The sequence below is a fragment of the Caballeronia sp. EK genome, assembly GCF_014384845.1.
Lineage (GTDB): Bacteria > Pseudomonadota > Gammaproteobacteria > Burkholderiales > Burkholderiaceae > Caballeronia > Caballeronia jiangsuensis.
Genome location: NZ_JACSUE010000010.1, coordinates 265,905 through 287,851, shown reverse-complemented (window position 1 = coordinate 287,851; position 21,947 = coordinate 265,905). Strand labels below are relative to the sequence as shown.

The 21,947-nt window shown below is 60.6% G+C and carries 22 protein-coding genes; 7 read left to right on the top strand and 15 right to left on the bottom strand.

Annotated features, from left to right (window positions below; genetic code table 11):
• Nucleotides 1-3: 3 nt before the first annotated feature.
• Nucleotides 4-3,153 (top strand): error-prone DNA polymerase, encoded by a 3,150-nt coding sequence (locus IAG25_RS28730; protein ID WP_187607834.1) that lies wholly within the window; start codon nt 4-6, stop codon nt 3,151-3,153.
• A gap of 68 nt (nt 3,154-3,221) precedes the next feature.
• Here the strand turns inward: IAG25_RS28730 and IAG25_RS28725 are convergent, their stop codons facing one another.
• The 3 genes from IAG25_RS28725 to ku form a co-directional block, all read right to left on the bottom strand.
• A complete protein-coding gene (locus IAG25_RS28725) occupies nt 3,222-3,737 on the bottom strand; it encodes a DUF2934 domain-containing protein (RefSeq protein ID WP_222946682.1) in 516 nt (171 codons plus the stop codon).
• An 83-nt stretch (nt 3,738-3,820) separates the two neighbouring features.
• The gene (locus IAG25_RS28720) at nt 3,821-4,660 is read right to left on the bottom strand and encodes a tetratricopeptide repeat protein (RefSeq protein WP_187607832.1); all 840 of its coding nucleotides are present in this window, start codon (nt 4,658-4,660) and stop codon (nt 3,821-3,823) included.
• On the bottom strand, nt 4,657-5,595 hold the full coding sequence (ku, locus tag IAG25_RS28715; RefSeq protein ID WP_187607885.1) for a non-homologous end joining protein Ku: 939 nt from the start codon (nt 5,593-5,595) through the stop codon (nt 4,657-4,659). Before ku ends, IAG25_RS28720 begins: the two co-directional genes overlap by 4 nt.
• Before the next feature lie 231 nt (nt 5,596-5,826).
• Here ku and IAG25_RS28710 point away from each other — a divergent pair, with 231 nt between their 5' ends.
• Nucleotides 5,827-6,489, top strand: a complete 663-nt coding sequence (locus IAG25_RS28710) for an HAD family hydrolase (RefSeq protein WP_187607831.1) — start codon at nt 5,827-5,829, stop codon at nt 6,487-6,489.
• Nucleotides 6,490-6,510: 21 nt separating this feature from the next.
• Entirely contained in the window at nt 6,511-6,822 is a 312-nt protein-coding gene (locus IAG25_RS28705; RefSeq protein WP_187607830.1) for a DUF4148 domain-containing protein, read from the top strand.
• A gap of 844 nt (nt 6,823-7,666) precedes the next feature.
• Here the strand turns inward: IAG25_RS28705 and IAG25_RS41595 are convergent.
• From IAG25_RS41595 to IAG25_RS28660, 11 genes are all read right to left on the bottom strand, one after another.
• Complete coding sequence (locus IAG25_RS41595; RefSeq protein ID WP_255503994.1) at nt 7,667-8,545, bottom strand: hypothetical protein; 879 nt, start codon at nt 8,543-8,545, stop codon at nt 7,667-7,669.
• A gap of 3 nt (nt 8,546-8,548) precedes the next feature.
• A complete protein-coding gene (locus IAG25_RS41590; RefSeq protein WP_255503993.1) occupies nt 8,549-9,202 on the bottom strand; it encodes a hypothetical protein in 654 nt (217 codons plus the stop codon).
• Entirely contained in the window at nt 9,181-9,471 is a 291-nt protein-coding gene (locus IAG25_RS41585) for a hypothetical protein (protein ID WP_238295792.1), read from the bottom strand. Before IAG25_RS41585 ends, IAG25_RS41590 begins: the two co-directional genes overlap by 22 nt.
• Nucleotides 9,472-9,548: 77 nt before the next feature.
• Complete coding sequence (locus IAG25_RS28695; RefSeq protein WP_255503990.1) at nt 9,549-10,547, bottom strand: hypothetical protein; 999 nt, start codon at nt 10,545-10,547, stop codon at nt 9,549-9,551.
• Between the two features lie 100 nt (nt 10,548-10,647).
• Nucleotides 10,648-10,908, bottom strand: a complete 261-nt coding sequence (locus tag IAG25_RS28690) for a hypothetical protein (protein ID WP_187607829.1) — start codon at nt 10,906-10,908, stop codon at nt 10,648-10,650.
• 421 nt (nt 10,909-11,329) lie between these two features.
• A complete protein-coding gene (locus IAG25_RS28685; protein ID WP_187607828.1) occupies nt 11,330-13,651 on the bottom strand; it encodes an SMC family ATPase in 2,322 nt (773 codons plus the stop codon).
• Nucleotides 13,639-14,178: a hypothetical protein gene (locus IAG25_RS28680; RefSeq protein ID WP_187607827.1), complete on the bottom strand. Its 540-nt coding sequence runs from the start codon at nt 14,176-14,178 to the stop codon at nt 13,639-13,641. Before IAG25_RS28680 ends, IAG25_RS28685 begins: the two co-directional genes overlap by 13 nt.
• Nucleotides 14,179-14,417: 239 nt before the next feature.
• Nucleotides 14,418-15,845, bottom strand: a complete 1,428-nt coding sequence (locus tag IAG25_RS28675) for a metallophosphoesterase family protein (RefSeq protein ID WP_187607826.1) — start codon at nt 15,843-15,845, stop codon at nt 14,418-14,420.
• Nucleotides 15,846-15,929: 84 nt separating this feature from the next.
• Nucleotides 15,930-16,412 (bottom strand): NADAR family protein, encoded by a 483-nt coding sequence (locus IAG25_RS28670; protein WP_187607825.1) that lies wholly within the window; start codon nt 16,410-16,412, stop codon nt 15,930-15,932.
• A 166-nt stretch (nt 16,413-16,578) separates the two neighbouring features.
• Nucleotides 16,579-17,907 carry a recombination directionality factor gene (locus tag IAG25_RS28665; protein WP_187607824.1) on the bottom strand — a complete coding sequence of 443 codons (1,329 nt, stop codon included), beginning with the start codon at nt 17,905-17,907 and terminating at the stop codon, nt 16,579-16,581.
• Complete coding sequence (locus tag IAG25_RS28660; RefSeq protein WP_187607883.1) at nt 17,904-18,170, bottom strand: DUF7696 family protein; 267 nt, start codon at nt 18,168-18,170, stop codon at nt 17,904-17,906. The genes IAG25_RS28665 and IAG25_RS28660 overlap by 4 nt, the downstream gene beginning before the upstream one ends.
• A 682-nt stretch (nt 18,171-18,852) precedes the next feature.
• On the opposite strand from IAG25_RS28660, the gene IAG25_RS28655 reads away from it, so the two are divergent.
• The 4 genes from IAG25_RS28655 (at nt 18,853) to IAG25_RS28640 (ending at nt 21,133) form a co-directional block, all read left to right on the top strand.
• Nucleotides 18,853-19,452, top strand: a complete 600-nt coding sequence (locus IAG25_RS28655) for a DUF1845 domain-containing protein (RefSeq protein ID WP_187607823.1) — start codon at nt 18,853-18,855, stop codon at nt 19,450-19,452.
• A gap of 91 nt (nt 19,453-19,543) precedes the next feature.
• Entirely contained in the window at nt 19,544-20,398 is an 855-nt protein-coding gene (locus IAG25_RS28650) for a hypothetical protein (RefSeq protein WP_222946681.1), read from the top strand.
• An 11-nt stretch (nt 20,399-20,409) separates the two neighbouring features.
• The gene (locus IAG25_RS28645) at nt 20,410-20,862 is read left to right on the top strand and encodes a bactofilin family protein (RefSeq protein ID WP_187607821.1); all 453 of its coding nucleotides are present in this window, start codon (nt 20,410-20,412) and stop codon (nt 20,860-20,862) included.
• Between the two features lie 61 nt (nt 20,863-20,923).
• Nucleotides 20,924-21,133 carry a hypothetical protein gene (locus tag IAG25_RS28640; RefSeq protein ID WP_187607820.1) on the top strand — a complete coding sequence of 70 codons (210 nt, stop codon included), beginning with the start codon at nt 20,924-20,926 and terminating at the stop codon, nt 21,131-21,133.
• A 101-nt stretch (nt 21,134-21,234) separates the two neighbouring features.
• Here the strand turns inward: IAG25_RS28640 and IAG25_RS28635 are convergent, their stop codons facing one another.
• Nucleotides 21,235-21,837: a hypothetical protein gene (locus IAG25_RS28635; RefSeq protein ID WP_187607819.1), complete on the bottom strand. Its 603-nt coding sequence runs from the start codon at nt 21,835-21,837 to the stop codon at nt 21,235-21,237.
• Nucleotides 21,838-21,947: the final 110 nt, after the last annotated feature.

The window sequence follows — 21,947 nt, the reverse complement described above, 5'->3', positions numbered from 1 at the left end:
ACCGTGGATCTCTTCTCGTCGGCCCTTCCCGACTACGCGGAGCTTTTCGCGTTTACGAACTTTTCGTTCCTGCACGGCGCGTCGCACGGGGAAGAGCTCGTGTTGCGCGCGATGCAACTCGGCTACGCGGGTCTGGCGATCACCGACGAGTGCTCGCTTGCGGGTGTGGTGCGCGCGCACGTCCAGGCGAAGGAAGAAAAGCTACCGCTGATCATCGGCTCTTACTTCCGTCTCGTTCATGCGGACAAAAGCCCGGCGTTCGGACTGATCCTGCTCGCTCAAAACCGCAATGGGTACGGCAACCTGTCCGAACTGATCACGCTCGGACGCATGCGTGCCGCGAAGGGCACCTACCTGCTCACGCCGCACGACCTGTCGAAGCCCGAGAAAGAGTACGCGCATCTACGTGGCATGCCCGACTGCCTGGCGATCCTGGTGCCCGACTTTCCTGCGAAGGAAGATGCCCTGTCCGCGCAAGTCGAGTGGCTCAATGAGACGTTTCCCGCTCGTGCGTGGGTAGGACTCATCCTGCATCAACGCGCGATGGATGACATTCACCGGGGCAGCGTCGAATACATCGCCGAACGGCACCGCGTGCCCGTTGTCGCGCTCGGCAATGTCGTGATGCATGTGCGTTCGAGAAAGCCCCTGCAGGACACGATGACGGCGATCCGCATCGGAAAGCCCGTCGCCGAGTGTGGATACGATCTCGCGCCCAATGCTGAGCAGCACCTTCGTTCTCGCCTGCGCCTCGCCAATCTGTACCCCGCGCACGCGCTCGCCCAGACGCTCAACATCCTTGAGCGCTGCGCCTTCTCGTTGGATGAACTGCGCTACGAATATCCCGATGAGCTCGTGCCCGACGGCTTCACGCATGAGGCGTATCTGCGGCAGGAGACGTACATCGGCGCCCACAAGCGCTTTCCGGCTGGCATTCCGCATGAGGTGCAGCAACAGATCGAGCATGAACTGCAGTTGATCCGCGAGATGCGTTATGAGGCGTACTTCCTCACGGTCTATGACATCGTGCGCTTCGCGCGAAGTCAGCACATCTTGTGTCAGGGCCGTGGGTCCGCGGCCAATAGCGCGGTCTGCTATTGCCTCGGCGTGACCGAAGTCGATCCGTCGCGGGGCAATATGTTGTTCGAACGATTCATTAGCAAAGAACGGGGCGAGCCACCCGACATCGACGTTGACTTCGAGCATCAACGGCGTGAAGAGGTCATTCAATACATCTATCGCAAGTACGGTCGAGACCGCGCAGCCATCGCCGCTGCGGTCTCGACCTATCGGCCACGCGGTGCACTGCGTGAGACCGGCAAGGCGCTCGGCATCGATCCGCAGATCGTCGACAAGGTCGCGAAGAGTCATCAATGGTTCGATCACTCGCAAGATTTGCTGCGACGCTTCGAAGAGTCTGGACTCGATCCGACGAATCCGCTCATCACGATGTGGGCGAAGCTGGCCGCTGAAATCCTCAACTTTCCGCGGCACCTGTCGCAGCACTCTGGCGGTTTTGTCATTAGCCGAGGCAAGCTCACGCGGCTCGTGCCTGTCGAGAATGCCGCGATGGCCGACCGCAGCGCAATCCAGTGGGACAAGGACGACCTCGAAGCCCTCGGACTTCTCAAAATCGATGTGCTCGCGCTCGGCATGCTCTCGGCCATCCGCCGCACGCTCGACATCGTCTCCGAGCAGCGCGGCGAGCGCTTCGAAATGCAGGACATCCCGTCAGAAGATCCTGCAACGTACGAGATGATCTCGCAGGCCGATACGGTCGGTGTGTTTCAGATTGAGTCGCGCGCGCAGATGAGCATGTTGCCGCGCATGCAACCGCGGACCTTCTACGACCTTGTCATCGAAGTCGCTATCGTGCGTCCTGGTCCGATTCAGGGCGGCGCTGTTCATCCGTATCTGCGGCGACGTCAGAAGATCGAGCCGGTGACCTATCCGAGTGTGGAACTGGAGACGGCGCTCGGTCGCACGCTCGGCGTGCCGATCTTTCAGGAGCAGGTGATGCAAGTGGCGATTCTTGCTGCAGGCTTTACCCCAGGCGAGGCGGATCAACTACGCCGCGCGATGGCTGCGTGGAAACGCAAGGGCGGCCTGCAGCAATATTACGACCGCATCGTCAACGGCATGCGCGAGCGCGGCTACGAACTTGCATTTGCCGAAGCGATCTTCGAGCAGATCAAAGGCTTCGGCGAATACGGATTCCCGGAGAGTCATGCGGCCAGCTTCGCGCTGCTGGTATATGCGAGCAGTTGGCTCAAGTGTCATGAGCCCGCTGCTTTCCTCGCCGCGATGCTCAACTCACAGCCGATGGGCTTTTACTCGCCGTCGCAGCTCGTGCAAGACGCGAAGCGTCATGGCGTCGAGGTCGTGCCGATCGATGTCACGATCAGCGGCTGGGACTCAGTGCTTGAGCGACGCACCGATCGTGCGAAGCCGGTCGTTCGTCTCGGACTGTCGCTGCTCAAGGGCATGCGTGACGGCGCTGCAGAGCGCATCGAGAACGCGCGCGCCGTGACGCCCTTCATGAGCGTCAGTGATCTGGCAAGACGCGCTCAGCTCGATAGGCACGACCTGCAGGTGTTGGCGGGCGCCAACGCGTTAAGCGCGCTTGCCGGCAATCGACGTGAAGCGCTTTGGCAGTCGGTTGCAGCCGTGCCTGAGCGGGACATCCTTGCCGACAGCCGGATCGACGACGAGACGCCCGAGCTCGGCGCGCCGTCAGAGGCAGAAGACATCGTCAGCGACTACAACGCGGCAGGTCTGACGTTGGGGCGCCATCCTCTCTCCCTCCTGCGCCCGACGTTGCTCGAACATCGACTCATGCCCGCTTCCACGCTTCGCAGTTATCGGAACGGTCGACTTGCACGCGGCTGCGGACTCGTCACGGTGAGGCAAAGGCCAGGCACAGCCAAAGGCGTCATGTTCGTGACGCTCGAGGACGAGACAGGCAACGTCAACGTGATCATCTGGCCGTCGCTCCTCGAGAAGCAACGAAAGGAAGCCCTGGGTGCGGCGCTTCTTGCCGTGTATGGCACATGGCAATGCGAAGGCGAGGTCCGCCACCTCGTCGCTCAGCGACTTGTCGACATGTCGCATCTTCTGGGCGGACTCACAACCGTCAGTCGCAATTTCTGCTGAAGCGGACGCTGGGTGCAACCCTTAACTGCGTGTGACGCCTATCACGCTGAAAGATCGCGATCCACGTTCTATTCGGCGGACCGCTGCGCCGAGACTTTCGACTCGCTGGACGCGGTCTTGCGAGGCTTCTTCGCTCGCGCGGGCGCAGGCGACGCCGCTCCACCCTGGCTGACCTCGCCCACTGTCTTGGCAGTCTTCGATTTTTTTGCTGCGGCCTTGGGCTCATCGACCGCTTCGGCCGCCTTACTGGCAACTTTATCTTCGGCTTTCGTTGAGGCCTTCTCGCTGCCCTTCTTGCTGGTTTTAGCCTTCGCGTTGCCAGCCGCCTCAGCGGTATGCTTCGCGGCCTTCTTTCCGACGCTCTTGCCCGCTCTCGACGTCGTCTGAGCTTTTTCGACTGCGATGACTTCGTGCGCCACGGGCGTACTCGGCAATGGCTGAATGCTTTCAGCCTGAAGCTGCGCGATGGCTTCGCGCCAGTAGTGGTCGTCACGGCCATGTGCGCAGCCGTCGGCTTCCCACAAGAAATAGGCGCGGGTTCGAATATGCTCTTCGGCTGAGGCGAGATTGGACGTGGGTGGCATTCCGACTACGAGGACAAAATCATGAGCGCGACCTTAGCAGGTTGCCACCAAGCGCTCAACTCGCCATTTTCCAAATCGCGCTGTTAGCTACTCAGTCGGCGGTACGCGCTCAAATGCCGGATGAGGCCGCGCCTGTCTCCGCGTTTGTCCAGAAGAATAGCCAGATTGTGGTGCGCATCGGCATAATCTGGATTGATGGCAAGGCACCGCTCGTAGCCTTGCTTGGCCTCATCGAGCCGATCCAGCATGTCCAGTGCGACGGCCCGATTGAAGTGCAGAACGGCATCGTCCGGGAAGTGCGACAAGGCTTCTTCGAAGACAGTCAGCGCGTCCTGACACTGGCCTTCCGTCTCGCAGAGCAAGGCCCCTAGATCGACATACGCGGAATAGAAGGGCTCGGGCGCCCGCTCAATCGCGCGTCGGTATCCGTGCTCCGCGCCGGCGGGGTCGCTCTTCACCAACTGTTCGGCGAGCTCATACCACTCCTGGGCCTGCGCGGCCGCAGCACTCTTGCGCTCCGGCGTCGCGTCGAAGACAACGACGTCGCCCTTGACCTCTGCCACTTCGAAATCAAGCAGCATCTGGCCCGTCACGGCATCCCAGCGTGAAGGCCCGGTCCTGACAACGATTGAATCGCCTTCTGCCGCCACACGGATGCCGGACAGCGGAAGCGTATCGGGCAACTCGCGCTTGAGCCGAGCGAGCGCCTCGCGAATCTTGCGCGGCGAGGTGCGGGACGATCGCAACTGCAGCGCCGTGCGAAGCATCACGACATCCTGAAACGAAAAGCGCATCTCATTGCGCGAGCCGCGCGCCGGCGTCACCAGCCCAGCTTCGATCAGTCCTTCGACCACGCGCCGGGACACGCCCAGCATCGACTGGAGTTTCGACAGCGTCACATCGTGCGAAAGGGTTCGCTTCACTTGCGCGCGCGCACCTTGGCGGGCGCTTCCGTCGCAGCAACCTTCGGAGCGCGCGCGGCAGGCTTTCTGGTCTTGGGAACGCTCACCACCTCCGCGACTTCTTCAACGGGCTTGGCCGCGGTCTTTCGCTTGGCGGCCGCAGGCTTCGTCGCTTTCGCGCTGGTTTTGGCGAGACTCGCCCGCAGCGCTTCCATCAGATCGATGACTTCGCCACCCGCTTCGGCTTCCGGCGCCTCAGGGGCAACGATTTCCTTGCCCTCGATCTTGCGGTCGATCGCCGCGAGGATGCGCTTCTTTTCTTCATCTTTGTAGGCCGATGCGTCGTAGTTGTCCTCCGCACCCTGCTCGATGATCTGGATCGCAAGCTTCAGTTCTGAGTCCGAAACCGACACATGCTCGATGTTGAGCTCTCTGAGCGAGCGCACCTCGTCAGCGAAGAGCAGTTGCTGAAAGACCATGCCGTCTTCCGCTGGCCGAACCTGAACGATCCGTGTGCGCCCTTTGTAGGACCACTTGGCGAGCGCACATCGTCCGGTCCGGGCGAGTGCCTCTTGCAGGAGGCTGTACGGCTTCCCGCCGCGCTTGTCCGGCGCGATGAAGTAGGCCTTGTCATAGAAAACCGGATCGACTGACTTCTCGGGCACGAAGGAGACAATCTCGACGACATGACTGGCGCTCTCCTCGAGCGCCTTCAACTCGTCCGCCGTGAAGACCACGTACTTGTCACGCTCGAACTGATAGCCCTTCTGCATGGAGGCGCGTTCCACCACCCTTCCGGTGGTTTCCGACACGTACTGCTGCTTCACGCGCGAGCCGTCGGGTCCAAGCAGGTTGAAGCGGACATCAGAGGCACTTTCGGTCGCTGAATAGAGCTTGACTGGAATCGAGACCAGTCCAAAGGACAGCGAAAGCGAGGCAATCGAGCGGGCCGGCATGGGCTTCTCCTTGGCGTCAACAACCGCAGCCAGTGAATTCAGCTTATCAATGCGCTCGCCCGCGTGATCAACGGACGTGAGGCGAGCGACAAACAAAGGATCAACGAGCAAGATGCAGGATAGCACCGCGCGCAATCCTCGCAGTCGCCGTGCCGGGAGCAGGCGGATTGCCTATCCTAGAAGAGTGAGCTGGTACGCGCTTTGCATAATGCCTTGATCCACGGAGGCCATATGCCACTCGCTGCAATCTTCGACATCGACGGGACGCTGATTGACTCGGTCGATCTCCATGCGTTGGCCTGGCATGAGGCCTTCGCTCATTTCGGACATGACGTCAGCTTCGAACAGGCGCGCAGTCAAATCGGTAAGGGCGGAGATAATTTGATGCCGGTCTTTCTGTCCGACGCTGCACTGCGAGACCAAGGCAAACAGCTCGAATCCTGGAGGGGAAAGCACTTCAAGGAAAACTATTTGTCGATGGTGCGGCCTTTCGCGGCAGTGCCGGAACTCCTTGGAAAACTACGCGAAGCTGGGGTGAAGCTCGCCGTCGCCTCATCGGCGAAGAAAGATGAACTCGAGGTGTATCTCGAGATCGCCGCCATCGCCGATTTACTCGATGTGACAGTCTCCTCGGAAGACGTCGAACAGTCTAAACCTGCGCCGGATGTATTCGAAGTCGCCCTGCAGAAGCTCGAAGTGCCGCCCGGTAGCGCGATCGTGATTGGCGACTCGCCCTACGACGCGCAGGCGGCGTCGAAGACAGGCCTGCGCACAATCGGCTTCCTCTCCGGAGCCTTTCCCGAGCAGTCGTTGCGGGATGCCGGCTGCGTTGCGGTGTATCCCGGGCCCGCCGGCCTGCTTGCGAATCTCGCTCATTCGCCGTTGTTAGCTTGATCCTTTTGGCTGAGTTAAATCGTGAACGAACTTCAGAGACGCCAGCTAGCGCTTTGCGCCACGGTTCTTCTTCTCAGCGGCTGTGCCGTCGGTGGCATGCCGTACACCGGAAGGCACCTGAGCCCGACAGAGTGTCGTGACCTGGTTGCGCTTCGAAGCAACGCGTCTCCTACGATGGCGCAACATCAAACCGAACTGGGCGCACTGAGAAAAGCGGGCTACGACCCGTCGCCGTGGTACGACGATCCGTACTACCCCGATGATTTACAAGCGGCGCAGCGACTCGTCGACTATTGGTTCCAAACGGAATGTCAGCAAATCCCGCCGGAGTAACAAAGCAGGGAGTCGGGACCCGATTTCGGGAGTTAGGCAGGCGCCGATGCACGTTGGATCGCAGCGGCGTTCTTATCGTCAACGCTCTTGCAACCGCCCGGTCCCTTGCTCAGAACCACTCGGACAAAAACGACGGCAGGCAGACCCAGGTTGGGCGAGCGACGCTCAGAATCCGACACCTATCCCAACACCTCCTCCGGACCCGAAGCTGCCGGTACCCACTCCCACGCCCACACCGACCCTGGGGCTCGGCGCGGGACCATATGCAGGATCGTCGTACCCGTATGGCGGAGCGACAACGCATCCTGAGAAGGCCGCTGCGATTGTCAAAATGCTGAGAAGTCTGCGCATGATCGTCTCCCGTGCATTAGACTGCAGCAAAATCTGATCCCGTTTCCGGACGGATGTTCCTAGGAAGCCTTAACCGAACTTTACTGGGCCAAGGATGAGTCATTGACGTGCAGTTCGCCGAGCAATCTGGACCAGCAGGAGCCTTCTCTCTTTTTCGCGCATCCGCTATCGATCTATCTCGTGCGCTTCAATCTGTAGAGGTCAAGCGTTTGCAGCGATATCGCAGGCCGATTCAGTTGCGCTCATCTGAAAGTCTCGCCCCACGTCCGTCCCCGCTGATACGGCAGATTCTTGGTTTCAGGAATATGCTGCCAAGGCAGGCGGAGAAATCGCGCATTTTTTCGCGCGATCTGCCATTGATGCTACGCCCCTTTAAATCTTCGGGCGTTTAGCCGGGCGAAACGCTTGTAACTCCGGATCTCGATTAAGTCGACTGACGCAAAAAATCCCAGGGTTTTAGGGCCCCGGGATTGTCGAAAGTTGTTCGTTGAGGTCAAGCCGCGTTCGCAAACAAGCTCAGTTGCCGCCGATCGCGACACAGCAGGCCATCATGCTCTGCGTTGCTGATTGCCCTCGACACAAGATGCGCATCCAGCTCAGCCGGCGTCAGATTCAGTCTCTGCGCTAGCCGCGCAAAATACTGCCCACGCTTGGCCATGTCCTGATAGCGCTGCGCCATCCCGGTCGGCAACTTCACAATGCCCTCGTTCAGCCAGAAATGCGCTGAATCGATGGCGTCGCGATGCTGCGTGTCCAACAAGAAGGCAGTGTCGTAAGTGCAGTTGACGAAAAGGTACGCTGCTTCCGCATCCACCTCGAACTGCGCGGCTTCCTCGAAATAGACGGTCTGCTCACCGCCCGTCGTCCTCGCATATCGCCCGGGCCGGCCCTGATGCCGGTACGGGTTCCACTGCTCGGCATCAAACCAGCGCAATCCGGTCGCAGGCGCCTCCTTGTCGTACTGACCGACTGGATACCAGCCGTGCAGGACGATATCCGTTTTTGGAAGCGGTTCGAGCGTCGGTATCGGATAGCGACGCCGCAGCACATTGACGTCGTGCCAGACCGCAAGCGCGGAAAAGGCGTGCGGCGCGTAGTGATGCATCGACAAAAAGAAGTCGATCGCCACCAACTGCTGCGGCGTCACGAATTCGAACTGCGGCTCACACAGCAGCCGATTGTCTTCCGTGTCCGGGATCGACCGGTTCGCCAGTGCCCCGGAATGGACTTCTGCGCGGTCGCGCTCGGCCGCGTCGATACTGCAGAGCTTCTTGAGCAGATCGACACGCGTCAGGTAGCTGTACGTGTCTGCCTGGATGCGCGTGTAGCCCGCATCGCTCAGCGAGCGCCCCACCAACTCCCGGCGCGACATATCCTACTGGATCGCCAGCAGATAGTTGCGAAAGGTGTTCAGCGGCCGCAGATGCCCGTATTGTTCATCCTCAATCATGGCCTCAAGCGACTTGTCACGGTCGCCCGAGACACAACAGAAAGCGCAGCCGAATCTGCTTCCGCAAGATGCCCGTGCACCCGACTCCCCCACTACGACGCCGCACGTTCCTCCGTTCCCAGCTCGGTAGATCTCTGATAGCCGATGAATCGTTGCTGGAAGCAACGGCGAACCGAACGGCATACTTCCCGGATCGGCTAACAACGCGAGCATCGTCCAAATATCGTCGGACGACCAGTCGGCTAGGGGACTAAGCGTGAGCCCACCGCCTCTATTCCGGACCGCAACGTCGGCGGTGTCTTCGCGCTCTGCCATCGCCAAGGATCGCGATGTACTTTCGTCCTTACGCAGACGAAGCACCGTGATGACCTCACGAGCGCCGTCAGTTGCCGCGCGGCACTCGAGCAATGTTCGCAGGCGCCCTCCCGGCCTCACCTTCCATTCGTCCGCGCAGGCACGCGTGCGTCTGCCGTCGCGCACACCGTTTTCCGGCGTGCGGACAAGCGTGCCCCGGCCGATCGTCGAAACAACGAACTGACTGGCCAGCGAAGGCTTTGTTACGTGAATCGCGACCGGCATCGCCGTCTCCTCATGTACAACTGCAGTTCATCGAGGACCGAGTGCAGGAAGTTGGCGATCGTCGGGTTTTCAATCGTCGTGTCAGCCGACTGGATGTAATGGCTGATCGTCGAGCGGTCGGCGCGACGAATTGCTTCTAGCATCAACATTAAAGTGCAGGTGCTGTCTTTGCCGCCGCTGTACCCGCAACTCAAGCTATAGCCCTGCACGATGTAGCGTTGCATGACGCTGATTGCAGCTTCCATCTTCAAGAAAATTTCCTGTTCCATCTTTTTCGCTCCGAGAAAATAGGAGCGACCCCTTCGGGATGCGCTCCCGAAGGGGTTCATAGGGTCAATGCTTTCAATCAAACCAAAAGGTCAGCCGTCGCGCGTTGCGCCTCTTCGAGACCGTCGTGCGCCGCTGCGAACAAGTCGCTCTGGCGCGTTGCTCGATCAAGGCGCGGCAGCGTCTTGGCATACCGGCTCACGCTGGTACCGTCGAAGCTGTCGGCACCGGCGGCCGCACAGATGCGGATGCGCCGCGCCGAGTTCACGCGACCGACGTGCAAGTAGCAGTGGCGCCGTCTTGCGAGCGATCCCCACACGTGCGCCGTCTTCTCTTTCCATTCCGTTGAACCGCCGACGAAGATGCCGACCGCAGGGGACAGAAGCGCGGCAAGGTCGTCGACCTGCATACCGTTCTGAACTGCGATCAGCATTCGGCAGGGCATCCCGCGAAGTCGTTCCAGCCACTTCAGCGAGTAGTCGAGCGAGGCCATGCCACCCATGACGATGTCAGGAAGAACAAGCCAATCGGCCCGCTCGCCGAGCCGATCGACGGCGACAGCAAATGCGTGCTCTTCGAAGGGCTGACCTTGCTGGTAGGCCGTCCAAGCGCCGTTATCCAATGCATAGCGGCGAAAGCCCTCAGTACGCAGTTCGCCCTTGGCCGAGACCAACAAGCGCCAGTCCGCGCCCTGCAGGGCAGCCAGGTTGCGGCGGGTGCCGGTGCGACTGGCGTAACCGACGATCGGTTGCCGATGCATGGCGATCCGCTCTTCGATTTCCGGGTCATCATCGGCAGAGCCATCGACGCCGTAATAGTCCGCGTAGGCCATGAAGGCTTGCGCGTAGCCGGTCTTCTGGCCACTGGTGTATTGCTCGAGCCACGGCGGGGTCATTGGCGCACCCCTTTTCGGGGTTGCACTTTGCCGCCGAGGATCAAGAACACTTTTGTCTCGACGTTCCAGGACCCAAGGGCGAACTTCACCCGCGTGCGTCGCGGTGCCGGCGATGTAGCCGATCGCCGCTTCGAGGTTGGCGAACTGCTCCGGCGATGCGCCCAGCTTCGCTGCTTCAAACATAAAACACTCCACAGAAAGAACGCGGAGCGACCCCCAGCGGGCCGCTTGCCCGCGAGGGTTGAGAAAAGACGTTGGCGGCAAACAGCTGCTGCTCACTCGATCAGCTTGACGCTCTGCCACCAGCGACCGCCCGAAGGTAGTCTCTGACGAAAGAGAACGCGTCCGCTTCTTCGCGCGTGAGCTCGATCACACCGCCCTTCAAGATCGCCGTCTGGAGATAGACGACATTCGCAAGGGCGAGCGCGCCGTGCTGCTCAGCGATACAGGTGAGCGTTTCGACAGAATCGAGCAGTTCCGCACGAAACTGCTTAGCGTCAGCGGCGAGACGAAGCGATACATCCGCTTCGCCGATTGCGCCCAATACCGCATCGCACTGATGCTTGCGGGTCGTCAGGTCCGTACTGCTCGGGTTTGATCCAGCTGCGGATCACCATGTCGTCCAGTACGTCGTCAACGAAATCAGTGCAGGAATAGGCCATGGAAGGCTCCAGTCAAGAAGTGAGAGAGAATGAGCCGGTGTCAGATGCGACGCAGACGGCCGTTATCGAACGCGGACGCGCGACGCAGGTACGGCGCGCGCGGCGGCTGCGACTGAGCAGTAGCCGGTGCGGCTTGTTGCGCTGGAGGCTGGTGAGATCCCACGTTTGCGTGAGACGGACTGCCGACTGCCGCGAGCAGCAGCATCAAAAGGTTTGCCATAATGAATAGCGCCAAAACGCGCGAGAAAGAGGGGGAAACGGGAGCGCCCTTGTGGGGCAACTCCCCACAAGGGTTGATAGAAATCAGGCGGCAAGCGCCTGAACGTCGATGACTGCGTCGGCCTCAGCGACCAGGTCGGGCGTCTGCGAGATGAAGAACTCCCGCTGATAACCGCCTTGGCGCAGCACCTCACGCTTCATACGCATGAACTGCACTTTGCGCTCGGGATCGAGCGGGCCGTCCGACTCGTCGCTGAACAAGGTCTGATACGGCTGACCGGTGTTCTGCGCGAGATAGAGCGCGATGCCCCGCGTGAGACACTCGTTGATCCAGACCTTCTGACCGCCGGACATGACGGAGACCGACTTGCTGCTGTCGGACTCGGCGTCGTGAACGAGGATCTCGAAGCCTTCACGCAATTCACCGCTCGCGAGCGTGCGCTGCGTGCGGATCTCCACGGTGAAGCGCATGCCGTAGCACGCGAGCAATAGCTCGTTGACGGTATGCGTCAGCGCCGGCCCCGCGTCATCGATGGTCAACGCGATCACGCCGTCGTTGCCCAAGCCCTTAGCCAGCAGCTTCCATTGCGCGATCTCGTCGGAGAGGCGTTCGGCACGCGACTGCGTGGCCGTGAACTTCTCCAACTCCACAGCCAGGGCTTCAGCTTCGACCTGCAACACGCTTTGTGAGCGAATGGATTGCTCGATCCGACCATCAAGTGCCGAGACAGTCTCGCGGTTCAGTGCGATGTCGCGATCCAGCTTTGCAATCACAGCGCTAACGTCGACAGCGGCGAGTCGCCCGACCTCCTCGGCGATACGAGCAAGCTCCGCTTCCATACGCGTCTTCTCAGACTGGTACTTGGCGGTGCGTGCCGTACTCCCCTCAGCGATCGAACGCAACTCGGTTTGCGCCCCTTCGAGTCCCGCCACGGCGGCATCAAGCAATGGCTTCGTCGCAGCAACCTCGGCGGCTGCCTGCAGTGCACGGCGAAGCTGCGCGGCGGCATCGGTGATTGCCAGCATCTCGACACGCTTTGCCGCCAACTCGGCCGGCACGCGAGCCAAGGCTTCGGCCTGCGTTTTCTTCTCGCGATACTCCGCGCGAAGACTCGCCACCGCAATACGCTGCGCTTCCGCTTGCTCTTTCGCCTGAAAGGCTTGTGCGAGCAGCGGACACTGCGCATGCATCGAATGACCGACACACGGCACCTGCTCAGCCACGGCCGCCTGCTTACTCAGCGTCTCGAAGTGCGCGGCTTTCGTCGTGCCCTGGTTCATTAAGCTGGTAAGCGTCGCATCGAGCGTGGTCAACGTCGCGCGTTTGACCTCCAAATCAGCGATGTCGCGCTGCAGAGGAGCAAACTTCGCTTCCTCACGCGCAATCGCCAACTCGACCTCCTCGCGCTTAGCCGCGGCGCCAATGATCGCCTCACGGCGAGCAAGCGTTGCTTGGTGCGTTGACACCGTTCGACTCAGAACGGCGACGCGCTGCTGGCAGCGAACCCCTGCTGCTTGCTCGTCGTCGGCCGCGCTTTTCAGGGCACGCCCCAACTCGTCGCGGCGTACGCCCAGCTCTCGCAGGCGGGCCTCGGTCGTCGCAGATTCAGTCTGCTTCGCCGCAAGCGTCGCCCGCTCCTGAGCCAGCTTGCTCGCTTGCTCAAGCGCGGCATCGCGTTGCTCCCGAGCGGCACGCAGGGTGTTTCCCTGCGCGACGATCGACCGCTCAGCGTCTGCTTTACGTTGCCGCTTTCCGGCTAGCGCACCAAGCTCAGACTGGATGCCTTCGAGCGACTTGCCGAGCACCCTCGCGACATCAGCGGCTTTCGCCGACAATGCCTTCAGGTGGTCGATGCCGAGGAGTTCAGCCAGCAGCGTCTTGATCTCGCCTGCACCGTAGGACGCGAGCGGCCGCCGGTTTTGAGCCGAGAACACGCTCGTGAAGAACGTTTCCAACGAACCGTTGATCGCCTCGACACAGCGGTTATACGACTCCGCCTTGCCGTCCGACGCCGTTCCGTCAGGCAGCGACACCGGGCGCCACGTACCGTCGACGCCGCGATAGGCAAGGTAGTACTCCGCCTTGCCTGTCTTGCCGGGCTTGCGAAACGTGAAGGACGAGCGATAACGAATGCCGTCGTGCTCCCATTCGAGTTCCTTCAACGCACTGGTGCCGCAGATGTGATCCCAGTACGAGAAGGCGTCGACAGACAGCTTCGACGCACGCGACGGCATGATCGGATATGGGTGGAAGTTGTCCATGATCGTTGTCTTGCCCGCCCCGTTAGGGCCGGTCAAGGCGATCAGGCCATCCGGCAACGCTTCCAGATCGAGCGTCACACTGTCGCGCTTCATGCCATCGCGCACGCCAACAAAGCCTTTCAGCGTCAGTTTCAGAGGCCGCATGACAGATCCTCCGGCGCACTCATCGATGCAGACATTACAGCCATCTGTGCGTAAAAAGCGTCGTCATCGTCGTTGGGAAACGGCGCATTGATGTCGGCAGACGCAATGGCACGAGGCGGCGCTTGGAGCGTCCCATCGAGCGCGGCTGCGACCTGGTCACAGACTCTGCTGAACTCGCGACGCGCGTTCGTCAGAAGCTCTTGCCATCCGCTATGCCCGGTGAGGCTGCGGATCTCGGCAGGAGACCACTGGCTTGCATACCCTTCCTGATACGACCACAGAAGGTGCTGCATCTCAACCGTCGGCGTGACAGCAACCTCGCACGCGCCGGGCGTCGTGGCGAGCAGCAGCAGCGTCTGACCGAACTGCGCCAGTACCGCACCGCGGTGTTGGCCGAACGGCTGATGCTGGATCGCAGCGGTGAAGCCGGCGAAATCGACCAACGACTTTTGAAGATCACGCGATGAGCAATCGCCTATAGCGAAAGTGCGGACCCAGTTCGGGCCAGCGGGATAAAGACCAAACATAATGCACTCCGTTATGGTGGGCGGAATGCGGCCCCGGTAGGGATCGCTCCCCGCCAGGGTGAAAGAAAAAATGAACTGCTAGAGAAAGATCCTGCCACTACTAGTCGATGCGTCAAAGACGCGGTGAAACCTCTGTTTCGATAGCGACGATGACTGTTGGCTATCGGAACACGGCTTGCGTGTTCAGGCAGAGGAGCCGTACTGGCCTCCCCTGCATGCGCGGCTACCTCATTTGCAAATTAAGCCGCGAACAAATCATCGTTGAGCCACGAAAGCTGACTTGCCGAAGCCGACTCGACGATTTCCACCGTCGCATCGGGCATTGGCAGTGCACCGTCGCTAACGTTGTCACTCGGACCTTCTTGGACAGCGACCGGCACAGGCTCGCGCATGCTCGACAATGCGGGCAGCTCGTTCTTTGCGAACGGATGCGCCGGGTCTGCATCGCTCAGTCGAGCCAGCACGCCAGCAGCGATTGCCTCCGAGTCCCCCGTTTCCAACAACTGCAGCCGGTCAAGCAACGGCACCGGATCAACCGCAGTGTGCTCACACCAGCGATCGAGCTTTCGATCAATCGACGTCTCGAGGCTAATGCCTTGGGCGCGTGAGCGGACCACGGGAAGAATGCGAGCTTCGACCTTCAGCTCGGCCGCGTTGCCAAACAGCGCCGCGATCGCGTCCCGGTCCACTGACTGTTTGTGCTCTTCGTCGACCTGCCAACGAATTCGCACGAACTTGTCGGTCGCGTCGAGCGCGATTGCCGTCAGGCGCTGCATGTCGGGCGGCCCGTCAAAGTCGACGCAGATCGTCCGCCGGGACGGCGTCACGACCAGATCGGCTTGCGCGCTGCCCACCTCGACATTCCACATGAGAAAGCCCTTGTCGCCTTCCTCGCCGTAGTGGAATCGGCCAATAGAACCTGGATAGGCCACGACACGGCCCGCCCGCTCCCACTGCTGCGCCTTGTGGATGTGTCCAAGCATGAAGGCATCGCATTCGGCATCGAACAGACTGCCAAGCGAGAACTCGTGATCGAACCCCGCCATCGTCACGCCGTGCTCGGTTGTGCAACCGTTGACCGTGCCGTGCGAGACCCCGACAGTCCGGATGCCTGCGGCACGAAGCTGCTGGTTGACGCGCCCTGCAGCGGCCAGATAGTCACCCAGCACGGCTTCAAGACCGGTTCCAGCTTCCTTCGCACCAACAGCGGCCGCCAGCTGCCCCTTGCTGACTGTGGGCAAACAGGTGAATACCACATCAGCGCCGATCGCCAGAACCTCGCGTAGCTCCTCCTCCGAGTACACCGGACCGGCAGAAGCGTAGAACCGCCCTTCGTGAAGGCTCACCTGCTGAACGCGCTCCGCCACATAAATCTGGTGCGTCGTCGCCATCAGTTCGAAGTTACGCAATGTGCCCGGGGGTTCATGTGAGAACGTGCCCTGCAGCATCAAGACCGGCATGCTGCCGCTCAGGCCGTTGATGCGCCGCGCAAGGCGGTTCAACGAAGGCGCGTGGGCGTCGAGGCGATGGTCCGTCGCGTCGCCGGAGATCACCGCAATATCGGAGTGCGCGAGAACGGCGTGGTCGATGGCAAAGCCAAAACACCGGTCCGCCTCTTCGACGTTTCCCGGTGCGTAATGCAAGTCAGAAAAATGAGCGATTTTCAAAGTCGCCTCCTAGAAATGAAAAAGGCCACCCGAAGGCAGCCAATGGATGTCGAATGCGCCACGAGGGCGCGTTCGAAAGGTTGTTTAGGAACTGAGCGTGTCGCGAACTTTCATCAGTGCTTGGCCAAGGAGCTTCTGGCCACGCCACTTCGATTTGTCAGTGATGTCAGGATGATGCTCGCCTAAGCCCACGCTCCAGATCAGATCGTAGGGACTGGCTTCGACAAGCTCGGTCGGTGCCGTTGCGAGCAACAGCGTCCGTAGCCCCGGATGCTGCGCGAACTTCTCACGGCACCCAACATAGACGATCGACTCGCGCTTGGCCTTCCACGTATCTAGGTCGAAGCCCCTGACCTTGCGGCCGAGCGCTTTCTGCTCTTTCGGCAGGGGTGTGGCGAGCACAGCTTGAGCAATGTCCTCGTCGCCAAACAGCTTGGCTTTGGAGAACATCATGAACTGTTCCACCGAGACAAAATCGACGTCATGGTAGGTAAAGCGGCACGGATGCCAGTTACTAAAAGCGTCCTCCGCGCCGAAGAACAGCGTGAAGTTGCCGACTCTACGCATCGGAATCTCCTTCGCGTGAACAAGTAGATGGGCCGCCGAAGCGGACGAATTCGATGCGCAGGTGCAGCGCGGTCGAAAACATTTGAGCAAGCGGTTCTTGCTGAGATGCTCTCATGCGCGAGCGTAGAAGAAAGGATGCCAGCCCCCATTCGGGGACTGGCCAAGGTTAGACGTAAGCAGCTTGTGCAATCGCGTCCTGAATTTCGGCGTCAAGCGAGGGGGGATCGTCGAGCGCGTTCTTGAGACGTGCATTCATCGCATCGACATCAGCGATGCGTTCGATCCAGCCGCGACCGTAGGTCTGGTGCGCGTATTTGCGAAAGCCGTTCTGTCGCTCCGGCTGACTAAGGCCCAGACGATGCAGCAGGTCGGACATACGGTGACGCTTGTCTTCCAGCGTCTCATCGGGGTCGGGCGAGTCGTCGTCATGACCAGATGCGCCGTCGATGCCCGATGGCTCTCCATCGCCTGCCCGTTCGGCCCCAGATTGCTCCTGCTCAGGCTGAAGGACCGGAGCGCCAATCGACGGTACCGTCCCGTCTGACTCCAACAGCGCCACCGCACGACAGGCAGCATCGAGCGCCGGTTGAGCCTCGTCCGCGCCGTCCAACAGCGCGCCCAGGTCGATATCGGCATCGAGCACCGTCAACATCTGCTTCTGACGCACGGCCTGGCCGTTGTCGTCAATCCGCGTGATGTCAAACTCTTTCTTCGAGAGCCAGAAGCGCGTGCCGGTGAGCCTGCCACGCGCCAACGCCACGGTCTGCATCGCAGAATACGCTTTCTGCAGCACGTAGATGGAGTTGGTCGGCAGTTCGATCAGCCCAAGTCCCTTCACGTCCGGAACTGCAAACAAGAAGTTTGCGGTCAGGTTGCACTTGCGGTCCTGATACTGCGGACAGACGTGAGGATCACAGACGCCATCGGGAATGTCGTCGTCTTGCCGGTGAACGACCAGTCGCCCACCGAAGGATCGTCGCGCCCGCTGTGCCCGTGCGTTACGCTCGACCGGCGCGTACGTCTTGCAATAGCGTTTGCCGTCGCGGTCGTACTCCGAGAAGTACTGTCGCCCGGTCGTCGTGTACGCGGCCATCTGATTCGGCACATTGTGCAGCCAGTCGTCGAACGCAAACATGATCGGGAAGCGGTATAGCCGCAATCCGTGACCGCGATCTTCGCCATACATCCGGAGGATTTCGTCGGCCGAGTCCGGATTCGAGAAATCCGAGCGTCTGCAGACGAAGTAGTCTACGTTGCGGGGAATGAGTGCGTTGCGCAGCTTCAGCGACGTTTCGAGCACCTTGCCGATGGCTTCGAACGACTCGCCCGCGGCCACCATGTCGTTATAGAGCTTGACCGCTTTTTCGTTTGCCTGGTGCGCCCGCGTGAGCACTTTGATACCGGGTCGAATCTTGCCGATCGTGGGCGGGCGAATTGCTCGTTCTTCAACGAGACTACGCGGCGCGTGATCGAACATCTGAACGACTGCATTCACGATGGTTTCCTCGCGAGAAAGAAGATGGCGGTTGTCCTCAGCGTTTCAGCCTGAGATTGCATCTCTCTGGCTGCGGCACTGCCGCGACGTTCGCTGATATGGGAGATAAAGACAGAGCGCTCGCGATCGTCGTACATCGCGACCTGAGCAACTTCGCAGCGCGCGCGCCAAACGGCGGACGCGGTGTCTGCCTCCTCGCGCTCGGTATTAATTTGATGCTTGATGGCTTCGGCGATACGCTGGTTGAGGCGGTCGGGCAACAACATAAAACAGCACCTCCTTTGAGAAAGGTCCGGCTCGCGCAAAAGCGACGGACGAAAAAAAAGCCCGCTCCGGTGAGGGAGCGAGCTTCGTGAAATCGATATAGAGACCTACGCGCCACGTCCCTTCCGGGGACGTGGCGAGCAGGGAGCGGCCGGCATTAGCCGGTGTCGCTCGATCAGAGAACGTAAAGTCGTTCTCGCGCAGCATGGTCACGCCGCGCAACAGCCCTTTTCGGAATTACTTCCGCCGCAGGAATCACGGATCAGCCAACTTCGATCGTTCTACCCAGATCAGGCGCTGGAGAGAGACCACCCGAGTATTCCGGGTTCGAACGATGTACCGGCGCAAATGAATGCGGACCGAGGTACGAGTATTACGGCTGAAATCGGGGAGTGTGTAGCGAACACACTCAGCACAAGGAAGATTTCCACACCGGTAGCTATCCGGTCGGCGCATGTCAACGCACGAGGCGGGGCACGACTTGCAGAAAAAAGATGGACTCCGGGCTTGGAGTCGAGGTCGATGCGTCGGTGACGCGGGGAATGGAATTGAGTATCCGGGTTATCGACGCGTGCGTGCAGTCGAAAGCTCGCGAAATTGGTATAGCTTTCGCTCGTTTGACTCTCGTCTAATCAATGAAAATCTTATGTGAGAGAGATCACAGACAGACCGAGTACGAATATGGCCGTCATCGATATGGAAGCACCCGACGAGGAACCCAAACGCACCGCACCACTAGCCAGCGAAAGCGCAAGTGAGAGCGGCTTGCGTCCTCTCCAAAGACTCACCGGTGACAGCCGGCTCGCCCGTATCAATGGCGACACGCTCGCGCAGACTGAACTGCCCTATCACTCGCGGTTTGCGCGTGATTTTCTGCGTGGCGACTTCAACTTCGCCGCTGCCAAGATGACGGTTGCTCGGGGCGGCAAGCTCCTCGCTATCGAGTTCGAATTCCGGGTTGCCGAGGCGTGGTTCAAAAAGGCAACGGCTTGGGCAGATGAATTGCCCAAGCGTCAGACTGTGGTCTATCCGGAAATGGTAACGCTGCAGATCAAACACGCGATGTCCGGTCGGCTCGTGCGTCTTCTCACAATCTACGACCAGCTCTTCTTGAAGACGATGAATGCGTTGCTTGCTCGCTCAATCAGCGCCGAAAGCCGGGAACGTGCTCTGAACGCCGGGGAAGCCCGCATCAAGAAGATCGCCTACCTCTGCATCCCGGACAACGACCGGTTCGCGCCTGAAGGCGTGCTGCTTCCGGACTCGGGCGACACACACTGAACATTGAACGCTTCTAGTGCCCAGCGCCGACGACGAAAGCCGTTGCTCTGCGCCGGCGACGCACGACTGACAACACTGGGGGGCTCTACGCATGGACCTACGCGATATTCAGCGACTGCACGCGCAGTTCGCACCTGACTCGATGACGATTGATCTACCGCGGCAGCTTGCAGCGCTTCCCGCGCCGGCGGACGTAGGGGCTCGGGACAAGGTGCCGGCGATGAAAGTGCGCCTGCCGAAGGCAGCGCCCGCCGTACGCCGAACGTTCGTCGCGGTGGCGATCGCCGCTGTGGTCGGTATGGCAGGAATGGGAGCCGCTTCCCTCTACAAGTCGTTCGGCGCACCGTCGGTCCACAGCGTCAACGCTCGCTCCGATTCGGGCACAGGCAAGCTCGCGGCAACCCGACAGCCAAGCGCACCAGCGACGCGCGCGATCGACGCGGAACCGCCTCATCCGGTTTCGTTGGCACCGATGCTCACCGCGAAGGACCTCGCTCCTTCGGGCGTTGGCTTAACGGCTGACCAGTTCAGAAATTCACTCGGAAGCAACGCTCCCTCCGTTGGCGCAACCCCCGCCAAGTCGGCCCCGGTTTCCACGGAGGAGCAGCGAGCGGCGGCGTCGCCGATTCATCAAGCCCGTCGTGACACAGACGCGGCACAGCAGCCTGCAGCCAACTCCCCCGCGATGAAGGCCGCCACGCCGGCAGCGCCAAACGCTGCGCAGCAACCGACGACGTCCGCCACGACGGCAACGCAGGCCGCGACGACGCAAGCCACAGCCGGAGCGACGACAGAGACATCCGCGCCGTCGCACTCGCACAGCTACCGCCACCACACAAAGCGCGTGCGCGACGAGCAGACCACGGAGTCCGACGGCGCAGCCGCATCGAATAAGAAAGCAGCACCCGCGACCCGAGGCGGGTCGAACGAAGTGCAAATGTTCTAGGAATCGACACCATGAAAACCGAACTCAACATCACGCTTATCGCGCGCGGCTGCGCAATCACCGGCGACATGGTCGTGGATCACGGCATCTCGTGCTTCGGGCTGCTCGACGGCGGCATCATCTCAACACAGGGTCTGTTGCACATTGGCGAGAGCGGCCACGTCAAAGGTGTGGCACAGGGCGAGCACGTTCGTATCGACGGGCGCGTTGATGGTGACGTTCATGCACGCGGATCGCTTGAGATCAATGGCCGGGTGTGTGGCGACATCCTCTATTGCGGCAGCATCCGACTCGGCCCGCGCGCCGCGCTTAATGGGACGCTCAAACGCGTCGCGCGGATGCTCACGATCGAAGCGGAGAGCGAGCAAAAGACAGTCGCAGTCGCCGAGGTGCGAGCTTCGGAAAGCGCGAGTGGCGAGCGAGGTGAATCGAATGTTACTGATATCTCGCGCGCAATCGCGTGAGCGACTAAACGAATGCAATTGATTGCCGATAACGGGTGAAGTCAGCGCTACGGAAACGACCGTGAAACCCATCGATCCAATCTTCGATCTCATCACTGTGCCTTGGGACGCGGCCGCGCAAGAGGCCGCATTTGAAGTCCACTGCTTCTGCATGCTCGACACAGGCCGACTCGTGAATAGCCACGCGATGCCAGCGGACACGCCACACTGGAACCGTCCTGCTTACCGTTCTGTCGCACTGTACAGACGTGCGTTGCAGCCCAACGACTGACGAAACGAAGCCAGACTCGTTCGTTCCGTTATTCCGTCGGTATGCTCTCCAGCCCGCCTACAGCGCGCTTTTTCGTTGTACGCGGCGGTCCTTCACCCCAATCAACACGGCACCGGTGAACTCGCGAGTCCGGTCACTACACACTCGCGTTTGTACGGGATAGCAAAGATGCGGCCAAGGTATTTGGCGAGTTCGCTCGGCAGTTTGCCTTGATGGTCAGCATCTTCAACGTTGCCAGAAATCTGCTTCAGGATATCTGCAGCCCGTATTCCCAGCCGCATCCGAAATTGCTGCGACCACACCATGACCGCGTCGAAATCTCCGCTGACGACAAACATGAGCAGGACCGGAGGTGGGGCTTTCCGCCTATTGGGCAGTGCGTGCAGCATAGCCCAAGGCCCGCGTATGTCCAAATCGGCCGAGGTTTCGGCGAGGTGCAGCAATTCGGCCGCAAAATCTTCGCACTGAGGACTTCCTGACGAGCGCCCCATCAGTCGGAATTGAACCGTGACCTGGTCAACGGAATCGTTGGGGACGCGGATAGTGACGTCTTCGCCGCAGTCGTTGAACTCGGCCAGCCTGTCCGCGATGCCACGCGGATCGATGGCGTCATGATCAACGTGAGGGGGCAACGTCTCGCCGCGCTCCACAGCGGAGAAGTCCGGCGCTAACCATAGGCCAAGGACGTGGTGAAATGTTGACATGGGTGGTTCCTCTAACGAGGCAGGAGTGCCAGTCCTTGGTATGGGCGATATCGCGGAACTCCGCTACCGACTTCGCTGAGCGATAGCAACATTCGGTTATTGACGCACGC